The 18,847-nt window shown below is 38.1% G+C and carries 17 protein-coding genes; all 17 read left to right on the top strand.

All coding sequences use genetic code 11. The annotated features are described in order from the left end of the window. The 17 genes from csrA to NSQ43_RS14585 all read left to right on the top strand — a co-directional run bounded on the left by csrA (position 1) and on the right by NSQ43_RS14585 (position 18,778). Positions 1 to 222 carry a carbon storage regulator CsrA gene (csrA, locus tag NSQ43_RS14665; protein WP_339251374.1) on the top strand — a complete coding sequence of 74 codons (222 nt, stop codon included), beginning with the start codon at positions 1 to 3 and terminating at the stop codon, positions 220 to 222. 242 nt (positions 223 to 464) lie between these two features. Further along, the gene (gene hag / locus NSQ43_RS14660; RefSeq protein WP_339251373.1) at positions 465 to 1,301 is read left to right on the top strand and encodes a flagellin Hag; all 837 of its coding nucleotides are present in this window, start codon (positions 465 to 467) and stop codon (positions 1,299 to 1,301) included. Positions 1,302 to 1,421: 120 nt separating this feature from the next. Then, positions 1,422 to 3,062: a glycosyltransferase gene (locus NSQ43_RS14655; protein WP_339251372.1), complete on the top strand. Its 1,641-nt coding sequence runs from the start codon at positions 1,422 to 1,424 to the stop codon at positions 3,060 to 3,062. Between the two features lie 127 nt (positions 3,063 to 3,189). Further along, positions 3,190 to 4,638, top strand: a complete 1,449-nt coding sequence (locus NSQ43_RS14650; RefSeq protein WP_339251371.1) for a CDP-glycerol glycerophosphotransferase family protein — start codon at positions 3,190 to 3,192, stop codon at positions 4,636 to 4,638. Between the two features lie 730 nt (positions 4,639 to 5,368). Continuing rightward, positions 5,369 to 6,499 (top strand): phosphonopyruvate decarboxylase, encoded by a 1,131-nt coding sequence (gene aepY, locus NSQ43_RS14645; protein ID WP_339251370.1) that lies wholly within the window; start codon positions 5,369 to 5,371, stop codon positions 6,497 to 6,499. After that, positions 6,499 to 7,212 carry an NTP transferase domain-containing protein gene (locus NSQ43_RS14640; RefSeq protein ID WP_339251369.1) on the top strand — a complete coding sequence of 238 codons (714 nt, stop codon included), beginning with the start codon at positions 6,499 to 6,501 and terminating at the stop codon, positions 7,210 to 7,212. The genes aepY and NSQ43_RS14640 overlap by 1 nt, the downstream gene beginning before the upstream one ends. A 13-nt stretch (positions 7,213 to 7,225) precedes the next feature. Beyond that, a complete protein-coding gene (gene aepX / locus NSQ43_RS14635; RefSeq protein WP_339251368.1) occupies positions 7,226 to 8,536 on the top strand; it encodes a phosphoenolpyruvate mutase in 1,311 nt (436 codons plus the stop codon). Positions 8,537 to 8,631: 95 nt separating this feature from the next. Continuing rightward, complete coding sequence (locus NSQ43_RS14630; protein ID WP_339251367.1) at positions 8,632 to 9,774, top strand: phosphonoacetaldehyde reductase; 1,143 nt, start codon at positions 8,632 to 8,634, stop codon at positions 9,772 to 9,774. A gap of 584 nt (positions 9,775 to 10,358) precedes the next feature. Continuing rightward, positions 10,359 to 10,907 carry a hypothetical protein gene (locus NSQ43_RS14625; protein WP_339251366.1) on the top strand — a complete coding sequence of 183 codons (549 nt, stop codon included), beginning with the start codon at positions 10,359 to 10,361 and terminating at the stop codon, positions 10,905 to 10,907. Positions 10,908 to 10,978: 71 nt separating this feature from the next. Then, positions 10,979 to 11,581, top strand: a complete 603-nt coding sequence (locus tag NSQ43_RS14620; protein WP_339251365.1) for a hypothetical protein — start codon at positions 10,979 to 10,981, stop codon at positions 11,579 to 11,581. After that, on the top strand, positions 11,581 to 12,111 hold the full coding sequence (locus NSQ43_RS14615) for a cupin domain-containing protein (RefSeq protein WP_339251364.1): 531 nt from the start codon (positions 11,581 to 11,583) through the stop codon (positions 12,109 to 12,111). The genes NSQ43_RS14620 and NSQ43_RS14615 overlap by 1 nt, the downstream gene beginning before the upstream one ends. A gap of 186 nt (positions 12,112 to 12,297) precedes the next feature. Then, complete coding sequence (locus NSQ43_RS14610) at positions 12,298 to 12,741, top strand: GNAT family N-acetyltransferase (protein ID WP_339251363.1); 444 nt, start codon at positions 12,298 to 12,300, stop codon at positions 12,739 to 12,741. Between the two features lie 66 nt (positions 12,742 to 12,807). Then, a complete protein-coding gene (locus NSQ43_RS14605; protein ID WP_339251362.1) occupies positions 12,808 to 13,557 on the top strand; it encodes a DUF5694 domain-containing protein in 750 nt (249 codons plus the stop codon). 180 nt (positions 13,558 to 13,737) lie between these two features. Further along, entirely contained in the window at positions 13,738 to 14,658 is a 921-nt protein-coding gene (locus NSQ43_RS14600; protein WP_339251361.1) for a catalase, read from the top strand. 286 nt (positions 14,659 to 14,944) lie between these two features. Further along, positions 14,945 to 15,208: a hypothetical protein gene (locus NSQ43_RS14595; protein WP_339251360.1), complete on the top strand. Its 264-nt coding sequence runs from the start codon at positions 14,945 to 14,947 to the stop codon at positions 15,206 to 15,208. Then, positions 15,198 to 15,365, top strand: a complete 168-nt coding sequence (locus tag NSQ43_RS14590; RefSeq protein WP_339251359.1) for a hypothetical protein — start codon at positions 15,198 to 15,200, stop codon at positions 15,363 to 15,365. The genes NSQ43_RS14595 and NSQ43_RS14590 overlap by 11 nt, the downstream gene beginning before the upstream one ends. A gap of 212 nt (positions 15,366 to 15,577) precedes the next feature. Then, positions 15,578 to 18,778 carry a BTAD domain-containing putative transcriptional regulator gene (locus tag NSQ43_RS14585; protein WP_339251358.1) on the top strand — a complete coding sequence of 1,067 codons (3,201 nt, stop codon included), beginning with the start codon at positions 15,578 to 15,580 and terminating at the stop codon, positions 18,776 to 18,778. Positions 18,779 to 18,847: the final 69 nt, after the last annotated feature.

Below are 18,847 nucleotides of genomic sequence, written 5' to 3'. Positions count from 1 at the left end.
ATGTTAGTCCTCTCACGCAAACCGAACGAAACAATTAAAATTGGTGATGACATTGAAATCCGCATCCTCGAAGTCAAAGGTGACACCATACGTATCGGTATTGAAGCGCCGAAAACAGTTGATATACTTCGTGGTGAACTTGTCCAGTCGATAACTGAAACAAATACCGAAGCACTCACAATGGATGCGACTTTATTTACACAGCTAACGAAAAAAGATTAAAAACAACGCCTGGCTCACTACCAAATATGTGCCAGGCTATCCTTTTAGGCAAAATCCTCTATTTTTCTGTTAAATAACCTAAAATCCCACAAAAACTTTTAGAAAACACTAAACTACTTCCCAACCAAACCGATAATAACAATGTAAGCGGCAGTAACGAGTTCGGCCGGCTCTTTATCCGCAAGCAAATAAGAGGTTCACAAGGACGTGAACCAAACAAACACTCAAGGAGGAAATTAATTATGAGAATTAACCACAATATCGCGGCGCTTAACACGTTTAACCAACTTGGTGCTAACAACACAAACGCAGCTAAAAACTTGGAAAAGCTATCTTCTGGTCAAAGAATCAACCGTGGAGGAGACGACGCAGCGGGTCTTGCAATCTCTGAAAAAATGCGCGCACAAATCCGTGGGTTGGATATGGCGTCTAAAAATGCTCAAGACGGTATTTCTTTGATCCAAACAGCTGAAGGTGCAATGAATGAAACGCATGCTATCCTTCAACGTATGCGTGAACTTGCAGTACAATCAGCGAATGATACAAATACTGATTCAGAGCGGGCAAACCTTCAGAACGAAGTGGATCAATTAGCTCAAGAGATTACTCGTATTTCCACTGATACTGAGTTTAACAATAAGAAATTGATTAATGGCAGCTTAGGTGCTAGCGGAGTGACCTTCCACATAGGTGCAAACGCATCACAAAGTATTAAACTAACAATTGGCAATATGGGAGCAGGCTCACTTGGAGTTCAAGGCTCGGTTGCATCTGTAGGAATTAATATTTCTAGTCAAACTCTCGCAGATAAAGCTATTACGGCAATCCAGTCAGCAATCGATGCAGTTTCATCTGAGCGTTCTAAACTTGGTGCATACCAAAATAGACTAGAGCACACAATCAACAACCTTGGAGCTTCTTCTGAAAATCTAACAGCTGCTGAATCTCGCATTAGAGATGTCGATATGGCAAAAGAGATGATGGACTTTACAAAGAACAATATTTTAACTCAAGCTGCTCAAGCTATGTTAGCTCAAGCAAATCAACAACCGCAAGGCGTACTTCAATTACTTCGATAATAAACAATAAAACGAACCTGTCTCATTCATGATGACAGGTTCATAAAAAAAGTCGTACAAAGACTGTACGATTTTTTTTATGAACCTATAATCTATCAAATTTTAAGGGAAGTGCGATACATGCGACCTATACTTTCTGTATGCATAATCATGAAGAATGAGGAAAAAGTTATTGGAAGATGTCTTGAATCAATTAGTGGCATCGCTGATGAAATTATAATTGTAGACACGGGCTCTAAGGATCAGTCAAAAGAAATTGCGTTTCAATTCACTGATAAAGTATTTGACTTTCAATGGGTAAATGATTTCTCAAAAGCAAGGAATTTTGCGGCCACACAAGCAAGAGGAGAATGGATTCTTGCTATTGACGCTGATGAGTATGTAGATAGAGATAGCTTCGAAAAGTTTAAAAATGATCTTTTATCTAAACCACCAGGGTTCAATATAATAGGTGTTCAGATTGTTAGCTTTGTTGGACAAAATGGACAGCATACTTCACTTAACTATCATGAACGTTTATATAAAAATGATGGTTCTATTGCTTATCGAAGAAGTATTCACGAAGTATTAGAACATAATGATCCAGCTAAGGCCAAACACGGTATTATTGACTTTCAGCTTTACCATTCGGGCTATTTGACAAGTACGGTACAGGAGAAGGAAAAGTCAAATAGAAATTTGGAATTATTGTTGGATAATGAACATAAGGAAGCGATAGATTACTTTTTCATTGGAAATGAATATAAAAATATTGATGACAATAATAGGGCTATTCAATACTATCAGAAGGCATATAGTTTCAAGCCCGATTTAAACTTGGAATGGGTTCAAAAACTTCTTTTGTATTTATCAGATGCCCTGCATCAAAGCAATAGAAATGAAGAATCATTAGATATCATAGAAACCTGCATAGAAGCTTTTCCAAATGTCGTTGATTTTAAATATTATAAAGGAATTATATCATTTAATCAAAAACAGTATAAACAAGCAAAAATAATATTTGAAGAGATAATACTTAAAAAAGATATATTGAGAAGTGATTCAAGTGATGATTATTTGGAGTTTTTGCCACTAAAACACCTTGGTGAAATATATGAGATAGAGAATGATTTGCATAAATCTGTAAAAAGTTATTCAAGGGCATTGTCTATAAATGACTCAGACGATAAAGTATGGGTGAATTTAATTGCTATTCTTGCAAAGCATTCTTCTTTAGAGGAATTGTCAATTTTCTTGAATGATAATATGGTAAACAAAAAAACAATGACACCTTTAAGGGTTGTGAAGATACTACTTTCTGTTCCAAATCTTAATGTACAAAAACTTAGTCGCTCTCTTTTAGACAATCCAGACCTTACGTCAATCGAGAATGAGGCACTATTGATAAAAAATTTACAACTGGATGGCTACGAATTTGAAATAAGTGAGTCTATAAAAAAGAAAAATAACCAAGAAGTTATTTCACTACTTACCACTGGTATTTTTAGTTTAGTTGACTATATTCTACTGACAATGAAGATGGAATCCGATGAATTTATCGAATTCCTATATAATATAAAATATGACCAGCCTTTAGTAAATTTATATAATATGATCTTTAAGAAAAAAAATAAGAAACTAACATCAATTGAAGAAAGCTTTTTTGAATCAATATATAAACAGACTGAGATTTTGGAGTCAACAGAAGTGTTATCTATTTTGAAGGGGAAAAGAGCGTTTTTAAGTAAAAAACTTAAAAACAAATTGAATCTTATTGGTTAATTTTTGATCATTATTGAAGAGATAAAAGTTTTATTACTTTTGAGTTCATGGTCGTTATGTTGATTACTGGAAATAAGTTTAAAGGTGGGATTTTGTGCGATCCGCTCTACATAAATATATAAGAGAAATGTTAGCTACATTATTAGAAGCTGCAAATTACATTCACAAAGAAAAAAACAATGATGAGGTAATTTATAATCAATTATTATTAAATAGTAAAGAGTTTCTCCATGGAATAAAAAAGGTAATAAGTGAAAATCAGAAAGATACTGCTAACCATAAAGTTTTTAATCAAATAAAGATATGTGAAAAAAAAGTCGTTGAATTATTAATTCAAAATAAAGTAGATCGCATCCATGAATTAACAGGTGAGTTAAGGGAGGATATAAAAGATTTAATAGTCATATTTGAAAAAGAGATTAGTGTTACCTATCATATTGTATTTTTTGCGGAGCTTGGTCAGAAGTGGGATGCTATGCAAAGTGTATATGAAGCTTTTAATAAAAGAATCGATTGCGAAGTAAGTGTAGTGTTAACACCGATTTTCAGGTCGATTGAAAATGAAGAAGGAAAGATTGAAACGGATGTTATTTATGAAGATTATTTAACACCACTGGGAATAAAAAATATTCCTTATGAAGACTATGACTTGTCTAAAGAACAACCTGATATGGCATTTATTAGTAATCCTTATGAAAGTGTAACACTGCCACAATTTTGGCCTGAAAATATTGCGAAATATACTAAATTGGTTTATCTCCCTTACTATACAGAAATGATTATTAACGATGTGACTATTCAAGCAAATTGTAAATTACCCGTTGCTAAATGTGCCTGGAGAATAATATCCCAGTCCGAAAAAGCAAAAAGTATGCACGAAAAGTATTCGGTTATGAAAGGTAAGAATGTTTTAGTGACAGGATTACCAAAATGGGATGGAATGTTTGATTCCGTTATCCCTTCCAATGAATCCAACGAAGAGTGGAAGCGAAAGTTGATTGGAAAGAAAGTATTTCTATGGAATAGTCATTACAATATTAATTCGCAAACCTCAACTTTTCTGGAGTATGGAAGGCATATAATTAACTTATTCTCCACAAAAGAGGATATCGCGCTCATTTGGCGTCCACATCCAATGATGGGTACTATATTCAAACTATACCTACCAGAATACGCCAGTTATTGGGAAGAGTGTAAGGGAACTGTTGAAAATTCAAGAAATATGATTCTCGATACAAATATTTCCTATGACATGGCATTTGAATATTCTGATGCATTAATAAGTGATTATAGTTCTATAATTGCACAATATTTATTTACCCAAAAGCCAATTTTGGTTTTGCAAAAAGGAAATGGTGCCGTTGCAGATTCAGAGGAAGTAGTACAAACAATTTGCCTTGAACAAGCATACAGTCACTTGGACATTGAAAGGTTTATCAAGAACATAAAAAATGATATTGACCCAAACTTATCTCAACGAGTTCGAATTATTGATGAAGATTTACCTTACGCCGATGGCAAGATTGGAGAGCGTATTTGTAATCTCTTACTGTCGGAATTTCAAAATTCATTTTAAGAAATATACGTCATATTGAGGCATCCTGTTTTTGGTTACAAATTAAGCGAGAAAACACGATAGATCAGAAATAGAATGCTTCATTGCTTATAATGTTAAATTTTAAGTGATATAAATAGAAACCAGTTTAAGTTTTTTTATAAAGAAGACGTAGAAAGAGATTATACTCTTATGAACTGTAAATGCTAAACACGGAAGATAGAAAAACAAATAGATAGAAAAACGAATAGATTGGACAATCAAAAGCGAAGCCCTTTTTAGAAATCCTGGAGTACGTTCAATGAATAGAGGAGGCCGTCTGATGCAGCCTCTATTACAGGAAACCGTAGCGTTTTACGAAGTAACAATCTAAGTGTCCAGCCTCTTGTCATAAGGATGAAGACATAGTCTGAGTTTGTTAGAAATAACGGGACATGTTGCAAGTAAACTAATAACCACAAGGCGTACTGTACTTTTAAGTTAAACTGATTGATGATGCGTCGTCCGGACATTTTAACGGGTTCGGCTGATGGGGATATAACAAAAAAACTGCATTTTGGGACATAATTCGTATAAGAATTGTTGTCCCCTTTTTTATTACTGCCTCAATACTTCATTGGTTTTGTACATTAATTTGCACATCTATTAGTATTAAATTGGAGACTCGTGTAAAATTATACGGTATTATTAAAATATTTGCTGAAGTAGTAATGACAAATTAATTTTCAGACAGGAGAAAGAGGAAGTTTAAATGGATATTACAAAATTTGTAAGTTTTCTTGAAGGAAATAATATTAATTTTTTTACTGGAGTTCCAGATTCCCTATTAAATCCATTCAATAGTTATTTAATGAAACAATATGGAATATCAAATAAACATATTATCACAGCTAACGAAGGTAATGCTGTTGCTTTGGCTGCAGGTTATCATTTATCAACTGGTAAGATTCCATGTGTGTATCTTCAAAATAGTGGACTGGGAAATATAATAAACCCAGTAACATCATTATTAAATGATCAGGTATATGGTATTCCCTGTGTCTTTGTAATGGGATGGAGAGGTGAACCAGGTGTACACGATGAGCCACAGCATAAATTTCAAGGTGAAATTACAATAACAATGCTAGAGTCTTTGGATATTACTTATATGATCTTGGACAAAGATACTACTGATAAAGAGCTTGAAGATAATCTATCTACATTTATAAATTTACTTGCATCTGGAAAAAGTGTGGCTTTTGTAGTTAAAAAAGGAGGATTATCTTATAGCGAAAAGGTAACCTATAAAAATGATAATCCTACTTTAAGAGAAGACATAATCCGTGCTATAACAGATGTAGCAAATGAGGATATAATTGTCTCTACAACAGGAAAAACATCCAGGGAGTTATTTGAAATAAGAGAACAAAATGGTCAATCCCATAAATATGATTTTTTAACAGTGGGCTCAATGGGACACAGTTCTTCAATTGCTTTAGGAGTTGCTCTAAACAAACCCAATAAGAGAGTTTGGTGTATAGATGGAGATGGTGCAGCTCTAATGCATATGGGAGTAATGGCTGTTATTGGGGAGAAATCACCCGCTAATTATATACATGTAATTATTAATAACGGTTCACATGAGTCAGTAGGTGGACAACCTACTGTTGCAAACAGCATAAATCTTCAACAAATAGCGATTGGTTGCGGTTACCAAGCTACCTACAGCGCTTCAAACTTGGATGAGTTGGATTCTGTCCTATCTCTATTAGATGGAAAACAGGGGCCGATTTTTATCGAAGTTAAATCGGCAATCGGCTCAAGGGAAGATTTAGGTCGACCGACAAATACCCCAATTGAAAATAAAAAAGCCTTTATGAACTTTTTATTGGAGTGTAACTAATGAAAGCATTAATTCTTAATTCGGGTATGGGAAAAAGAATGGGAGATTTAACTAAGGCACAACCTAAATGCATGACTGAAATTGGTCAAGATGAAACAATACTTAGTAGGCAATTAAAATTGTTACAAAAAAGTGGGATAACAAATATTGTGATTACTACCGGACCTTTTGATAAAGTTCTTGTAGATTATTGCCACTCTTTAAGTTTATCGTTAGATTTAATTTTTATAAACAATCCAATCTACGATCAAACAAACTATATCTACTCCATTTATCTGGCTAAAGATTATCTTGAGGATGATATACTATTAATGCATGGTGACTTAGTGTTTGATAAATCAATCTTAGATGATGTGTTAAATGAAACCAAAAGTTGTATGACAGTAAGTACGACGCTTCCGTTACCTAAAAAGGATTTTAAAGCAGTTATTAATAACAATAAAATTGAAAAAGTAGGTATTGAGTTCTTTGAAAACACAGTTACTGCTCAACCGCTTTATAAATTATATAAGAATGATTGGGAAAAATGGTTAGATCGAATTGTATCCTATTGTGAACATGGTCAAGTAACTTGTTATGCTGAAAATGCATTAAACGAAGTTTCTGACAAGTGCTCAATTTTTCCGTTAGATTTCACAAATAAATTATGTGCTGAAATAGATACAAAAGAAGATTTACTGGTAATAAAAGAAAGACTAAATACTAAAAGCTAAGGATGAGTTTATGATGACAGAACACCGTAAATCAGTTTACATGTCATTTAGTACGGACGTGATCCATGGAGGTCACACCTCAATTATTCAAAAAGCGGCTGAGCTTGGTGAATTAACAATAGGGATGTTAACAGATGAAGTAGTAGTAAGCTATAAGCGTTTTCCAGTGTTGAAATATGACGAAAGAGTTAAATTAATTAAAAGTATTAAAGGTGTAAGTAAAGTTGTTCCACAAAATTCATTAAGCTATGCTGAAAACTTACGCAAATATATGCCTGACTTTGTTGTTCATGGTGACAACTGGGTAAAAGGTTTTCAAAAGCCTATTAGAGATGAGGTTGAGCAAGTTTTATTAGAGTATGGTGGGGAGTTAATAGAATATCCTTACTCGAATAATGAAGATTATGAACAACTAGAGCTTAGCCAAAGAGAACAGCTTTCAATGCCAGATGCTCGAAGGGCAAGATTGAAGAAATTACTTGAAATGAAACCCTTGGTAAGTGTTATAGAGGCTCATAGTGGAATTACCGGGTTAATTGCGGAAAAAACTACAGTTTTAATAGATGGGGAAACTCGACAGTTTGATGCAATGTGGTCATCCAGCTTATGTGATTCAACTGTAAAAGGTAAGCCAGATATTGAGTTATTGGACATGTCTAAACGCTTCCAAATAATTGATGAAATTATGGATGTCACAACTAAGCCAATAATCGTTGACGCCGACACTGGAGGTCAAGTTGAGCACTTCGTTTATAATATAAAAACTTTAGAACGTATGGGTGTGTCTGCAGTAATTATTGAAGATAAAACAGGTTTAAAGAAAAACTCACTTTTCGGAACTGATGTTGAACAAACGCAAGATACTATCGAGAATTTTAGTGAGAAAATTCGGGCAGGTAAAGCGGCTTTAAAAACGAAAGACTTTTTCTTAATTGCAAGGATTGAAAGCTTAATTTTAGAAAAAGGAATGGAAGATGCCTTAACGAGAGCGTTTGCTTTCGTTGAAGCGGGAGCCAATGGAATTATGATTCATTCAAGAAAAAAGGATCCTAACGAAATTTTTGAGTTCTGCGAGAAGTTTAGAATAAAAGATCCTTCTACACCATTAGTAGTTGTACCTTCTTCGTTTAACACAGTTACTGAAGATGAGTTTGCTAAACGTGGTGTGAACATTGTTATTTATGCAAACCAATTAACACGAACCGGTTTCCCCGCTATGCAAAGAGCAGCAGAATCAATATTAGAAAATAAAAGAGCAAAAGAGGCTGATGATATGTGCATGTCAATTAATGAAATTCTTACATTAATCCCAGGGGAATATTAATAATAAATACATAGTCTTACCAGAATTTAAAAATCTGAAATCTGTATGTTTTAAATAGACGGAGAATGTAGATTGTCTTATATAAGGAGAGGGCTATGACCTATAAACCATTTTGTAACACGGAAATTAAGTTTTCTAATTTAAAACAATTAGAACAAACTCTTCTGGAATACACTTCCTCTAACATTGTATTGGTGATGAGTAAATCATCAGCATTAAGATGGGATATTGAGAATTTTATTGAAGAATTCAAGAATAAGTGTGAGGAAGTTAATAGTTCATTTATATGGATTAGCCAAGTAGTTGCAAATCCAACACAAAGTGATATTATTGAGGCTCTTGAGCAAATAGGCAACAAAGATGTCGACATAATCATTGCCTTGGGCGGGGGAAGTGCAATTGACCTCTCAAAAGGTGTTAGTACTTTTTATAATGTTTATCAAAGTAAAAGACTTACAGTAGAAACAATTACGGATAGTATTACGAACAAGACTTATATAAATAACAATTTTATAGATATTATTGCCGTTCCTACAACCGCAGGAACTGGATCAGAAATTACTCAATGGGCTACGATTTGGGATATGAATAAAAGAAGAAAATTTTCAATTGATAATCCAGGTTTGAAACCTAAAAAAGCTATTATTGTTCCTGAATTAACATTAACGGTACCGCCCATGATGACATTAGCAACAGGGTTGGATACGATGTGTCAAGCTATAGAAGCATATTGGTCCAAACACACCACACCTGTTGTTCAGGAACTTGCATATAGAGCGGTGGAAATAGTTATTGAAAATCTTCGGACATCAGTCGAGCAACCAGGTGATGTTCAAAGTCGAGAGAAACTTTGCCGTGCATCAGTATTAGCTGGTATGGCATTTTCTCATACAAGAACAACTGCTTGTCATTCGATTTCCTATCCGTTAACAATGTTATATGGTGTTCCCCATGGATTAGCGGTAGCACTTACTTTAGATGCTGTTGCCAATATAAATACAAACCATTTTCCAAATGATAAATTACTTTTAGCATTGTTTAATGAATTTGGTGGTATTAAGGATTTCATTGATTACGTCTGCGAGGGAATAGTACCGATGAAGCTATCGACCTTTGGTATAACTGATAATGATATCTCTATTATTGTAGATAATGCTTTTACAGGTGGCAGAATGGACAATAATCCTGTTGAATTAAGTAAACAAGACGTGGAAAATATCTTATATTCAGTAATATAAAAGGTTGATCTCATTTCTGAATTTATCTGATCCTTTAATTAGCCTCAGAGGCACAGTGTCAAGATTCCTTACTTGCTCCCCATTCTGTATTCATAGCAGCGGAGAAGTGATTGACGGATTAATGAGAGCGTGGGAAATGTTATTCAGGAGTAATTTGGGAGATTTGTTTTAATCCTACGAAATAAATAACCTTTGGAATTATATTTTGAGAATAACTTTAAAGGGGCTGAAGTATCCTTGCCATAAGTGTGACGATATAGTCTGACCTTGTTAGAAATAACGAGACAAGTCGCAAGCAAACCAACAGCCTCAAGGCGTACTTCAACTTCTACGTTAATCGTATCCTTGGTATACTTAAAAGAGACTTCTTCGCGGAAGTCTCTTTTTTATTTGCATTATAGTTTTCTTTTTTCGCAGAGTTCGCTTACTTTGTTTATTTTGATCCGAAAATAAATGGTGATAGTCCATAGTTTCCATAGCCTATACAAAAAATATTTCATTAATCTGTATCCTTTTCCCAAAGAACACTCTATATAGTAAGTGAAGCGACTGTTCATAAAATCTTAATATGAGGTGAAGGGAAAATGAATCAAGGTTGGTTTAAAACTCATCGGTCACTATGGGAAAAGCCCATTTGGACGGAGGCGACGTCGGATCAGAAAGTGATTCTATTAACGTTATTGAAGATGGCGACATACAAGGAGCGGCAGTGGGATTGGAAAGGAAACGAGTATTCGTTGCAGCCGGGACAGATGATCACGTCACTCCCGTCTCTCGTCCTACAATGCGGCAAGGGAATAACTGTGCAGAAAATCCGCACGGCTCTCAAGCGTTTTGCAAGATACGGGTTTCTAACAGACGAATCAACGAATCAAAATCGGCTTATAACCATTGTGAATTGGGACGTTTACCAAAAGAATGATAGCTTGGAAACAGCCATTTCAGCAGGCAGTCAACAGCCGGAGAACAGGCAAGTAACATCTAACAAGAAGGGTAAGAAAGAAAAGAAAGAAAGAATAAATTACCGAAATGGACAAGTTTATCACCTCCCATACAGGCCAGTAGAAGAATTTAAGTTGGATTTGACGGAAGGGGAAGATTGGTTTTATCAAGAAGAAAACACTTTTGTTTAGCTGAAATAATGCTCATAATAGACGATATAAACAACAGCACCGCACAAATTGAAATACATGGAGGCAGCAACTTGAAATTAATTATCGGTGAACAACAGATTGAGTATAAAGAGGTACCGTCAGCTGATGAAGTGATTGAGCTGATCAATGAAAACGTAACGCAAGGCCATTATTTCAGCCATTTTCTTGCCGACGGTGAAGAAGTTTACGATGAGCATGAGGAGTATTTGGAGAGCCATTTGGACGAAATCAAGGAGCTTCAGGTTGTCATTAAGACAGAAAAGGAATTTATGAATGATGTCCTTCTATCTGCTGAGGAATATTTGCAGCGTGCAATTCCCGATATGAGCGTACTTGTCGAGGGCTTTAATCGTGTTCCGACAAGTGATACGTGGGACAGGTTTGAAATGCTGCTTGGTGGTATGGAGTGGCTGAATGATATGCTGAAAGTAGTGACAAATAGTAAAGAACGTCCTTCAAACTGGGAACTATTCCAACAGTTGAAGTCCAACATGCAAGCGGAGTTGTTAAAGATTCGAAAAGCGATGGAAAAGAAAAACACCAATCAAATTTCAACAATACTCAAGAATGGTCTGTTACCTATTTTTACTCGTCTAAAAGAGGAATTTGGGAAGACGATCGATTCGGAGTTTCTTCGGAAGGATTTGAATTAATGATGAAACAAGACGCAATGTATTACGTATCCAAACTTGAACTAAAACCGCATCCGGAAGGCGGGTATTATAAGCAGACGTTTGTTTCGAATGAACAGGTAACGGATGAGGAATTATCGGTTACGTATGATGGGAAGAGGAAGCTTTATACGAGCATTTATTTTCTTTTAACGTCTACTGATGTGTCGCATTTTCATCGGTTGAAGTCGGATGAGCTGTGGTATTACCACGCGGGAAGTTCATTAACCGTTCATATTCTCCATGAAAATGGAACATATGAAGAGATTAAGCTTGGACTAAATCTTGACAAAGGAGAAGTCCCCCAAGCTCTCGTTCCGAAAAACTCAATCTTTGGATCATCTGTAATGGAAGAGGATGCATTTTCATTAGTAGGTTGCATGGTGTCTCCTGGCTTTGAATTCCAGGATTTTGAGATGTTCACGCAGGAAGAGCTGCTGTCAAAGTATCCTGAGCAAGAGGAAATCATTATGAAATTAGCTTATGAAGTGCTTCCTGAGGAAGATAGGTGAAATATCTACGATTATTAAGACTGGCCAATTGATATTAACATCAATACGAACTTGTTAGGGCTCAACAAACCTAACAGGTTCGTATTTTTATTTTTTCCCCCTATGTGTCATCCAATTCAGAACCTTATTGTGCTAAAATAGATACTAATAGGTAAAATCCATATTTTAACACAAGGGAATGGTTCTATGAATTACGAGATATGCGAAATAGACGAGAAGAATAGTAAGGATGTGTTGGAACTACGCGTTTCTGAGGAGCAACGGGGATACATTGAGTCGCTGGAAGTGTGTTTGAAAGATGCAGAGGAATGGCCGGAATTTCGCCCAGTCGGGTTGTACGTCGATGGTAGATTGGTTGGCTTTGCGATGTATGGCGCGCTGTTAGATAGTGGGGGTGGACGCAATTTATGGTTAGATCGGTTGCTAATAGATGAACGTTTTCAAAGGCGAGGGTATGGACGGCGTTTCACGGAGCTGCTGATTGAGCGTATGCTATCGGAATACGGTGAGCAACCGATTTATTTGAGTGTGTACGGGGAGAACAACGGGGCGATTTGTCTTTATGAAAACTTGGGATTTGAGTTTATACATGAGTATGATTCGGACGGGGAACTGATTTTCCGGAAGTAGTTATTGTTTTAAAAGGATATGGCTATGAACTAATAACAAAATAGTGTAACTGGGGGATTGCTTCAAATGACTGCAATGCGTAATAAACCAACCATACTGCTCTTAGGTACGTTCCATATGGGCGAGACTGCGGACGTCTACGTTACGGAGACGGATGACTTATTTTCGGAGACGAGACAGAAGGAAATTAGGGAGGTTGTGGAACAGTTAGCTACGTTCAAACCGACCAAGGTGGCTGTCGAGGTGGAGAAGAAGTGGGATGCCGCTCTAAATGAAAAGTATGATGCGTACATAAAAGGCGACTATGATTTAGAGATGAATGAAGTGTTTCAGCTTGGATTTAGGATTGCAAAAAAAGCAGGTCTTTCGAAAGTTAATGCGATTGACTGGATGGAGAAAGGCTCTAGGCGAAAGACTTCCGGAGAGGTCTACCAATGGGCGAAGGAGAATCAGCCAAAGTTATTCCAGGAAATTTTCGGTTGGTTAGAAGACGGGCATGATTTACTTGCAATCGGAAATCGAACAGTAAAAGAATGGTTTTCTTATGCGAACGAACCGGAAGTGATCAAGCAACATCATCGTATGAACCTAAACATCGCTCGATTAAAAGAAGTGGAAGCGTATGTCGGCATCGACTGGTTGGTCTGGTGGTATGAGCGGAATTTAATCCTGTTTTCTAATTTAATGGATTTAGCGACTTCAGGTGATGAGCGGATTTTGTTCATTGTCGGATCGGGTCATGTTGAGATTGTTGGGAATTTCCTTCGTGAAAGCGGAGCGGTTGTGATTGAGCCAGTGCTGCCGTATTTAGTTTAAAGAGTGCCGAAATGGGTAATTGAAATTAATAAGATGCCTTCCTATTTGCCGCGATTAGTGGCAGGGAAGGCATCTTTTTCATTTGTAGCTTGAGCATTTTTGCTTTATGTCTTCGGTTGCGTATGAACCTTACTGTTTAAGGGAATAGAGGAGGTAAAGAGTGAAAAGGGTGATGCGGTTATGTTTGGGAATGAAGACAAGTATATAGCGCCGGATGAAGCGGTCGATGCGATTGAAGATTTTGCGGGAAGGTATCCAGGGTATCGGCGGGCGCATGCGAAGGGAATTGCTTTTGAAGCAGAATTTGTGCCGAACGGGAATGTGGCATCCTTGACGAAAGCGCAACATTTGTTAGGTGAAAAAGTTCAAACTGTTGTCCGGTATTCCCATAGTACTGTGACGCCTGATCCTCCTGAATGGCTTGTACCGTTCAAGGGGATGGCGGTCCGGTTTTCATTGCCGAATGGCGGAGTTACGAACTTGACGATGGCGAATATTCCAGTGTTCATAACGAAGACGCCTGAAGCGTTTGTCAGGTTGCTAAAGATGATGACGAAAGGTGAGCTGTCGTGGCGTGAAAAATGGCGTGTCCTTCGGAAAGATACTGAATTTCGGGCGGTGCCAACCCTCTTGAAGCAATTGAAACCAACTGTGAGTTTTGCGGAGGAGACGTACTATGCGCTCCATTCGTATTACTTGGTGAACGAGCAAAACAAGCGGCAAGCTGTACGGTTCAGGTGGGTGCCTGTCCTTGAAGAGGAGAGGGGATTGTTAGCCGGTCGTATGGATGATTTGGAGGCTGAGCTGATAGATCGAATGAAAAGCGGAGATGTGCAATTTCGCCTGGTGATCCAGATAGCAGGAGAGGGTGACCTCGTGGATGATCCAAGTGTCAGGTGGCCAGAGGAACGGCCGATGATCGATGCAGGAATTCTGACGCTGAAATCAGTGAGGGAAGACGCAGCAGAGCGCCTCGTTTTTGATCCGACGATCGAAGTACAAGGACTTGAATGCTCGGATGATCCGATTCTCCGATATCGTTCATCAGTATATGCGGAATCGTCGGGAAGGCGATTACGGGAGGAACGATTGCCTAAATAATAGTGATTCAGTAAGACAGCCTAAAAATTCTGCACTTTTGCGGGTTTTTTAGGCTGTTGGCATTTACATATGTAATTTTCTGGTCGCCATATCCAAACTCCTCAAAAGAAGATGCTGTCGAATACAAAGTGAAATTGACGATTTATCGATAAAAGTGTATAATTAAGTAAGAACATACGTTTCTGGTAATTTGAAATTATTCCATTTTTATGAGTGAAAATAGGCTTATTGAACGAACAACTGTGAGTTAACAAATAGACGAAAAATCAAGGAAAGGAGGATTATCATGAGCAATCATAACGACTTAAAGGAAATGTTGCAATCCGTCATTCACGAAGCACTTCAACCGTTACATGAACGTTTGGACAAAGTAGATGAAAAATTAGATTCCATTTCTGCACAAGTTGCCGAAAATACTGAAAGCATTGTAGGTATTAAAGAACAGCTTACTACGAACAACGAATCCGCTAACCAGGTAAAATCTATTATTGCGCAAGTGGATGCCCTAACCCTTGACGTCAAAGTATTAAAGAAAGCAATTGCGAACTAACAGAACAAATCAATTGAAGGATACGAAGGAAGAATTGAAAAGTGAGATTGCAGAAGTAAAAGCAGATGTCTCAGTCATGAAAGAAGATATTAAAGGCTTAAAAGAAGATATCGAACGACTCGATGATAAAGTCTCACTGTTCGATGGTGCGGCTTGAAGTATTGGCAGGCAGATGACATCATAACGATGAGATCCGATGTAAAGCGGCTAAAAAAGGCTAATAACCTATGAATTTAAAAACCACCTTTCGAATTTTCATGTGTAAATTCGAAAGGTGGTTTTTTTATATTTATCATAATGTCATCCAATTCAGAACCTTCCTATGATAAAATAGTTAGAAAGAGAGATTAACAGGGTAGGTGAGAAACGATGCAGACAAAACCTATATTGCTTTCTAAACTAATGCCACCGACGCCATCCGCGACGTATATGCGACGGGCTTCGTTCATTAAAAAAATGAAGATGGCTGAAAAGGTAAAGTTGACACTTTTGCATAGTGGTGCGGGGTACGGGAAGAGTTCTGGGCTGGCGGCTTACTTTCATGATACGCGGGCGTTGTATAGCTGGTTTTCTGTTACGGAGGCGGACGATGATATCCTCCCATTTATTACGTATTTGACAGAAAGCATCCGGCATGTTTGTCCGCAGTTCGGAGACTCCCTATCCGAATGGGATGACCCTGAAATCTATCCAAGAGAACTCGATCTTGAGCGTTGGCTTGCATTATTCATGAATGAGCTTTTCGAATTAGACAAACCTTTTTTTATCGTTATTGATGACTTCCATTATGTCGACCACGTTTTTCAGATCAATTACTTAATCGAAAAGATGATCGGGATGTTGCCGCCACAAGTTCATCTTGTCGTAGCCACGCGAAATCGTCCGCGTTGGTCGGGTTTGGTGAAATTGAAATTAACGGGACAGCTGAATGAATTGATGGAAGCGGATCTCATATTCTCTGAAGACGAGGTTTCGGTATTTTTTGAGGATTATTTCGATCAGGTTTTGACCTCTGTAGAGGCAGCTTCCATTATTCAATTAACGGAAGGCTGGGCAATCGCAGTGAACCTGTTGGCGATTCATGTCACTGGTGCGAACAGTGATTTTTCTGTTGAGATGAAACCTGCTTTGCATGATTTATTCGCTTATCTCTCGGAAGAAGTCTTCAATCGGATGACCCCGGAAGAACAGGAGTGGGCGCTATCTTTCTCCATATTTCCGATGTTTTCCGAGGATTTAATAAAGAACTTTTATGGAGATCAAGCGGCAAGGATTCTCCAGGAACTTGCGGGCCGACATGTGTTCATCCAGTCGATCGGTGAAGGATCGTACCGCTATCATGCGCTTTTCCAACAATTTTTGGAACGGAAATGGCAGAGTGTCGACAAGCGACAATACGAAGCGAATCAAAAGAAAGCAGCGGAATTCTATCTCCATCGGAAGGAGCCTATCCCGGCCATTGCTCATTCAATAAAAAGCGGTGACGCACAGTTCATAGGCAAAATAATAACGGATAATGGTTCCGCATTAATCAAATCAGGTCAGTTCGAATGGCTGCTTGACATACTGAAAGGGCTTAGTTTTGAAATGCGGGAGTCGTATTATCCCCTTTATTATTTTGAAGGTGAAGCCCATCGATATCGCGCATTTTACGAGAAAGCAAGGGAAGCTTATACGAAATGCATCCAGATTGCTGAAAAGAACGGCGACGATTATTATGCGGGAAGGGCGAATGCAGGGATCGCGCATATATACTTGGACACAATCCAACCAGGATTAGCCGACTCTTATTTAATGAACGCGATTCTGTTAGCCGAGAAAAGTGAGAAGACTACGCCTCTTGAAATGGAGTTACTAAAACGGCAATTCGCCGAGAATCTTGTCAACTTGGGTAGGGCATCTGCGGCATCGGAATGGGTGGAGCGGGAAATTCAAGACAAAAGCATATTACGGGAAGGCAATTTGGACGCACGGATTGCGTTAAGAACTGGGCAATTAAATGAAACGCAGGCTATTCTTGCTTCAAGGGTCGACGATTCCAATTTACCGGATGCACATCGTGAAACGGATGTCCTACTTTCTTTAGTTTACGCGATGACAGGACAAACAGAGCTTGCAATGGAAAGTGCCGCGAAGGGAATCCGGTTAGGCGTCGCGGAAAAGTCCGGATTCATCGAAGCCGTTGGACGTATTCGAATGGGCCATGCGAAAATACTTGCAGACCCTACCGATTTGACCACACCTAAAGAGTTTTACACAAAGGCGATAGAGCGAATGGATGAATTGAATGTCTCCCGAGGCAACGCGGAGGCTTATATGGGTTTATCCATTTTGGCTACAAGGGAAGGGAACTATTCCGAAGCGATTCAATATGGAAAAGCAGGTTTGCATGAAACGGAACGGGTGAATGACGGCTGGTTGTCCGGATTAATACATATCGGCTTGGCAATCGTCTACTTTTACGCGCGAGATGAAAAAGAAAGTGAACGTCATTTACTTGAAGCAGAGCGGATATTTAAGGAATGTGGAGATCACTACGGGGAGATGGTCACCGCATTTTGGCTCATGTCAATCTATGACCGAATGGCGAATGAGGATTTATGCCAAGTGTATTCAAAACGGTGTTTCTTCCTTATGATGACACATCATTACTCATTCTTTTTGTCATCGGATACCCTATTCGGCCCATTCGATCGCCAGTCCATCCATCCATTAGTGCTAAAAGCCGCACGCCAACTTCCTACAGAAGTAAGCATCCAACAAGCGGCCCATTTTCTGCAATTAGATGACATCGTTTCCCACCCGGGCTACAAATTAGATGTGCACGTCTTAGGCCCCTTCACGATGTACCTTGGATTCGACGAAGTTGACGAACGCAAATGGCAACGTGACAAAGCGAAAGAACTCTTCCTCTATTTGCTTTTGAATAAAAATCGATACGTCCCGAAAGAAGAAATCATGCAGGCATTATGGATGGATGCCGATGAAAAAAGCGCCGACCGCGATTTCAAAGTAGCATTGAATGCATTATTAAAAGTGATCGAACCGGAACGAAGCGCAAGAGAACCATCCTTTTTCATCTTACGCAAACAAACGATGTACCGATTAAACCCCAAAGCCGAAATTCGAAGCGACTTGGATCAATTCAATCTATACATGGAAAAAGGCCTGTCGGAAAAAGACGCAAAACAAACCGTCGAATCCCTTCTAAAAGCAGCTTCCTTGTACAAAGGAAAACTGTTCGAAGAAAAATTATCCGTCGAGTGGATCTCCCATCAACGCGACCAAACCGAACAGCATTACATCCAAGTAATCGAACGCCTCGCCCAATCCTTCACCCGATTGCGCGAGTATGGAAAAACAATCGAATGGGCAGAACGACTATTGCACATCGAACCAACATGGGAAGAAGCATACCGCCTACTCATGTACGCACACTACCAACTCCAAAACCGCCCACAGTCAATCAAGTGGTACATGAAATGCAAATCCGTCTTACAAGAAGAATTCTCAATCGAACCAATGGAAACAACCGAGCAAATGTACAGAATGATCATGAACGAATTATGAGGAAGCAAACCAACTGCTTCCTTTTTTTGATAGATTCTAATAGATGCATTGGAGTTAGTTGATTGAAGC

This window comes from Sporosarcina sp. FSL W8-0480 (genome assembly GCF_037963765.1).
Taxonomy (GTDB): Bacteria; Bacillota; Bacilli; order Bacillales_A; family Planococcaceae; genus Sporosarcina.
Note: the sequence above shows the minus strand (reverse complement) of the source record. Positions and strands in the feature narration are given on the sequence as shown.

What these genes read in the sequence shown, in the direction of transcription:
- csrA (WP_339251374.1), top strand. Translation starts at nt 1, where the DNA reads ATGTTAGTCCTCTCACGCAAACCGAACGAAACAATTAAAATTGGTGAT.
- hag (WP_339251373.1), top strand. Translation starts at nt 465, where the DNA reads ATGAGAATTAACCACAATATCGCGGCGCTTAACACGTTTAACCAACTT.
- NSQ43_RS14655 (WP_339251372.1), top strand. Translation starts at nt 1,422, where the DNA reads ATGCGACCTATACTTTCTGTATGCATAATCATGAAGAATGAGGAAAAA.
- NSQ43_RS14650 (WP_339251371.1), top strand. Translation starts at nt 3,190, where the DNA reads ATGTTAGCTACATTATTAGAAGCTGCAAATTACATTCACAAAGAAAAA.
- aepY (WP_339251370.1), top strand. Translation starts at nt 5,369, where the DNA reads ATGGATATTACAAAATTTGTAAGTTTTCTTGAAGGAAATAATATTAAT.
- NSQ43_RS14640 (WP_339251369.1), top strand. Translation starts at nt 6,499, where the DNA reads ATGAAAGCATTAATTCTTAATTCGGGTATGGGAAAAAGAATGGGAGAT.
- aepX (WP_339251368.1), top strand. Translation starts at nt 7,226, where the DNA reads ATGACAGAACACCGTAAATCAGTTTACATGTCATTTAGTACGGACGTG.
- NSQ43_RS14630 (WP_339251367.1), top strand. Translation starts at nt 8,632, where the DNA reads ATGACCTATAAACCATTTTGTAACACGGAAATTAAGTTTTCTAATTTA.
- NSQ43_RS14625 (WP_339251366.1), top strand. Translation starts at nt 10,359, where the DNA reads ATGAATCAAGGTTGGTTTAAAACTCATCGGTCACTATGGGAAAAGCCC.
- NSQ43_RS14615 (WP_339251364.1), top strand. Translation starts at nt 11,581, where the DNA reads ATGATGAAACAAGACGCAATGTATTACGTATCCAAACTTGAACTAAAA.
- NSQ43_RS14610 (WP_339251363.1), top strand. Translation starts at nt 12,298, where the DNA reads ATGAATTACGAGATATGCGAAATAGACGAGAAGAATAGTAAGGATGTG.
- NSQ43_RS14605 (WP_339251362.1), top strand. Translation starts at nt 12,808, where the DNA reads ATGACTGCAATGCGTAATAAACCAACCATACTGCTCTTAGGTACGTTC.
- NSQ43_RS14600 (WP_339251361.1), top strand. Translation starts at nt 13,738, where the DNA reads ATGTTTGGGAATGAAGACAAGTATATAGCGCCGGATGAAGCGGTCGAT.
- NSQ43_RS14595 (WP_339251360.1), top strand. Translation starts at nt 14,945, where the DNA reads ATGAGCAATCATAACGACTTAAAGGAAATGTTGCAATCCGTCATTCAC.
- NSQ43_RS14585 (WP_339251358.1), top strand. Translation starts at nt 15,578, where the DNA reads ATGCAGACAAAACCTATATTGCTTTCTAAACTAATGCCACCGACGCCA.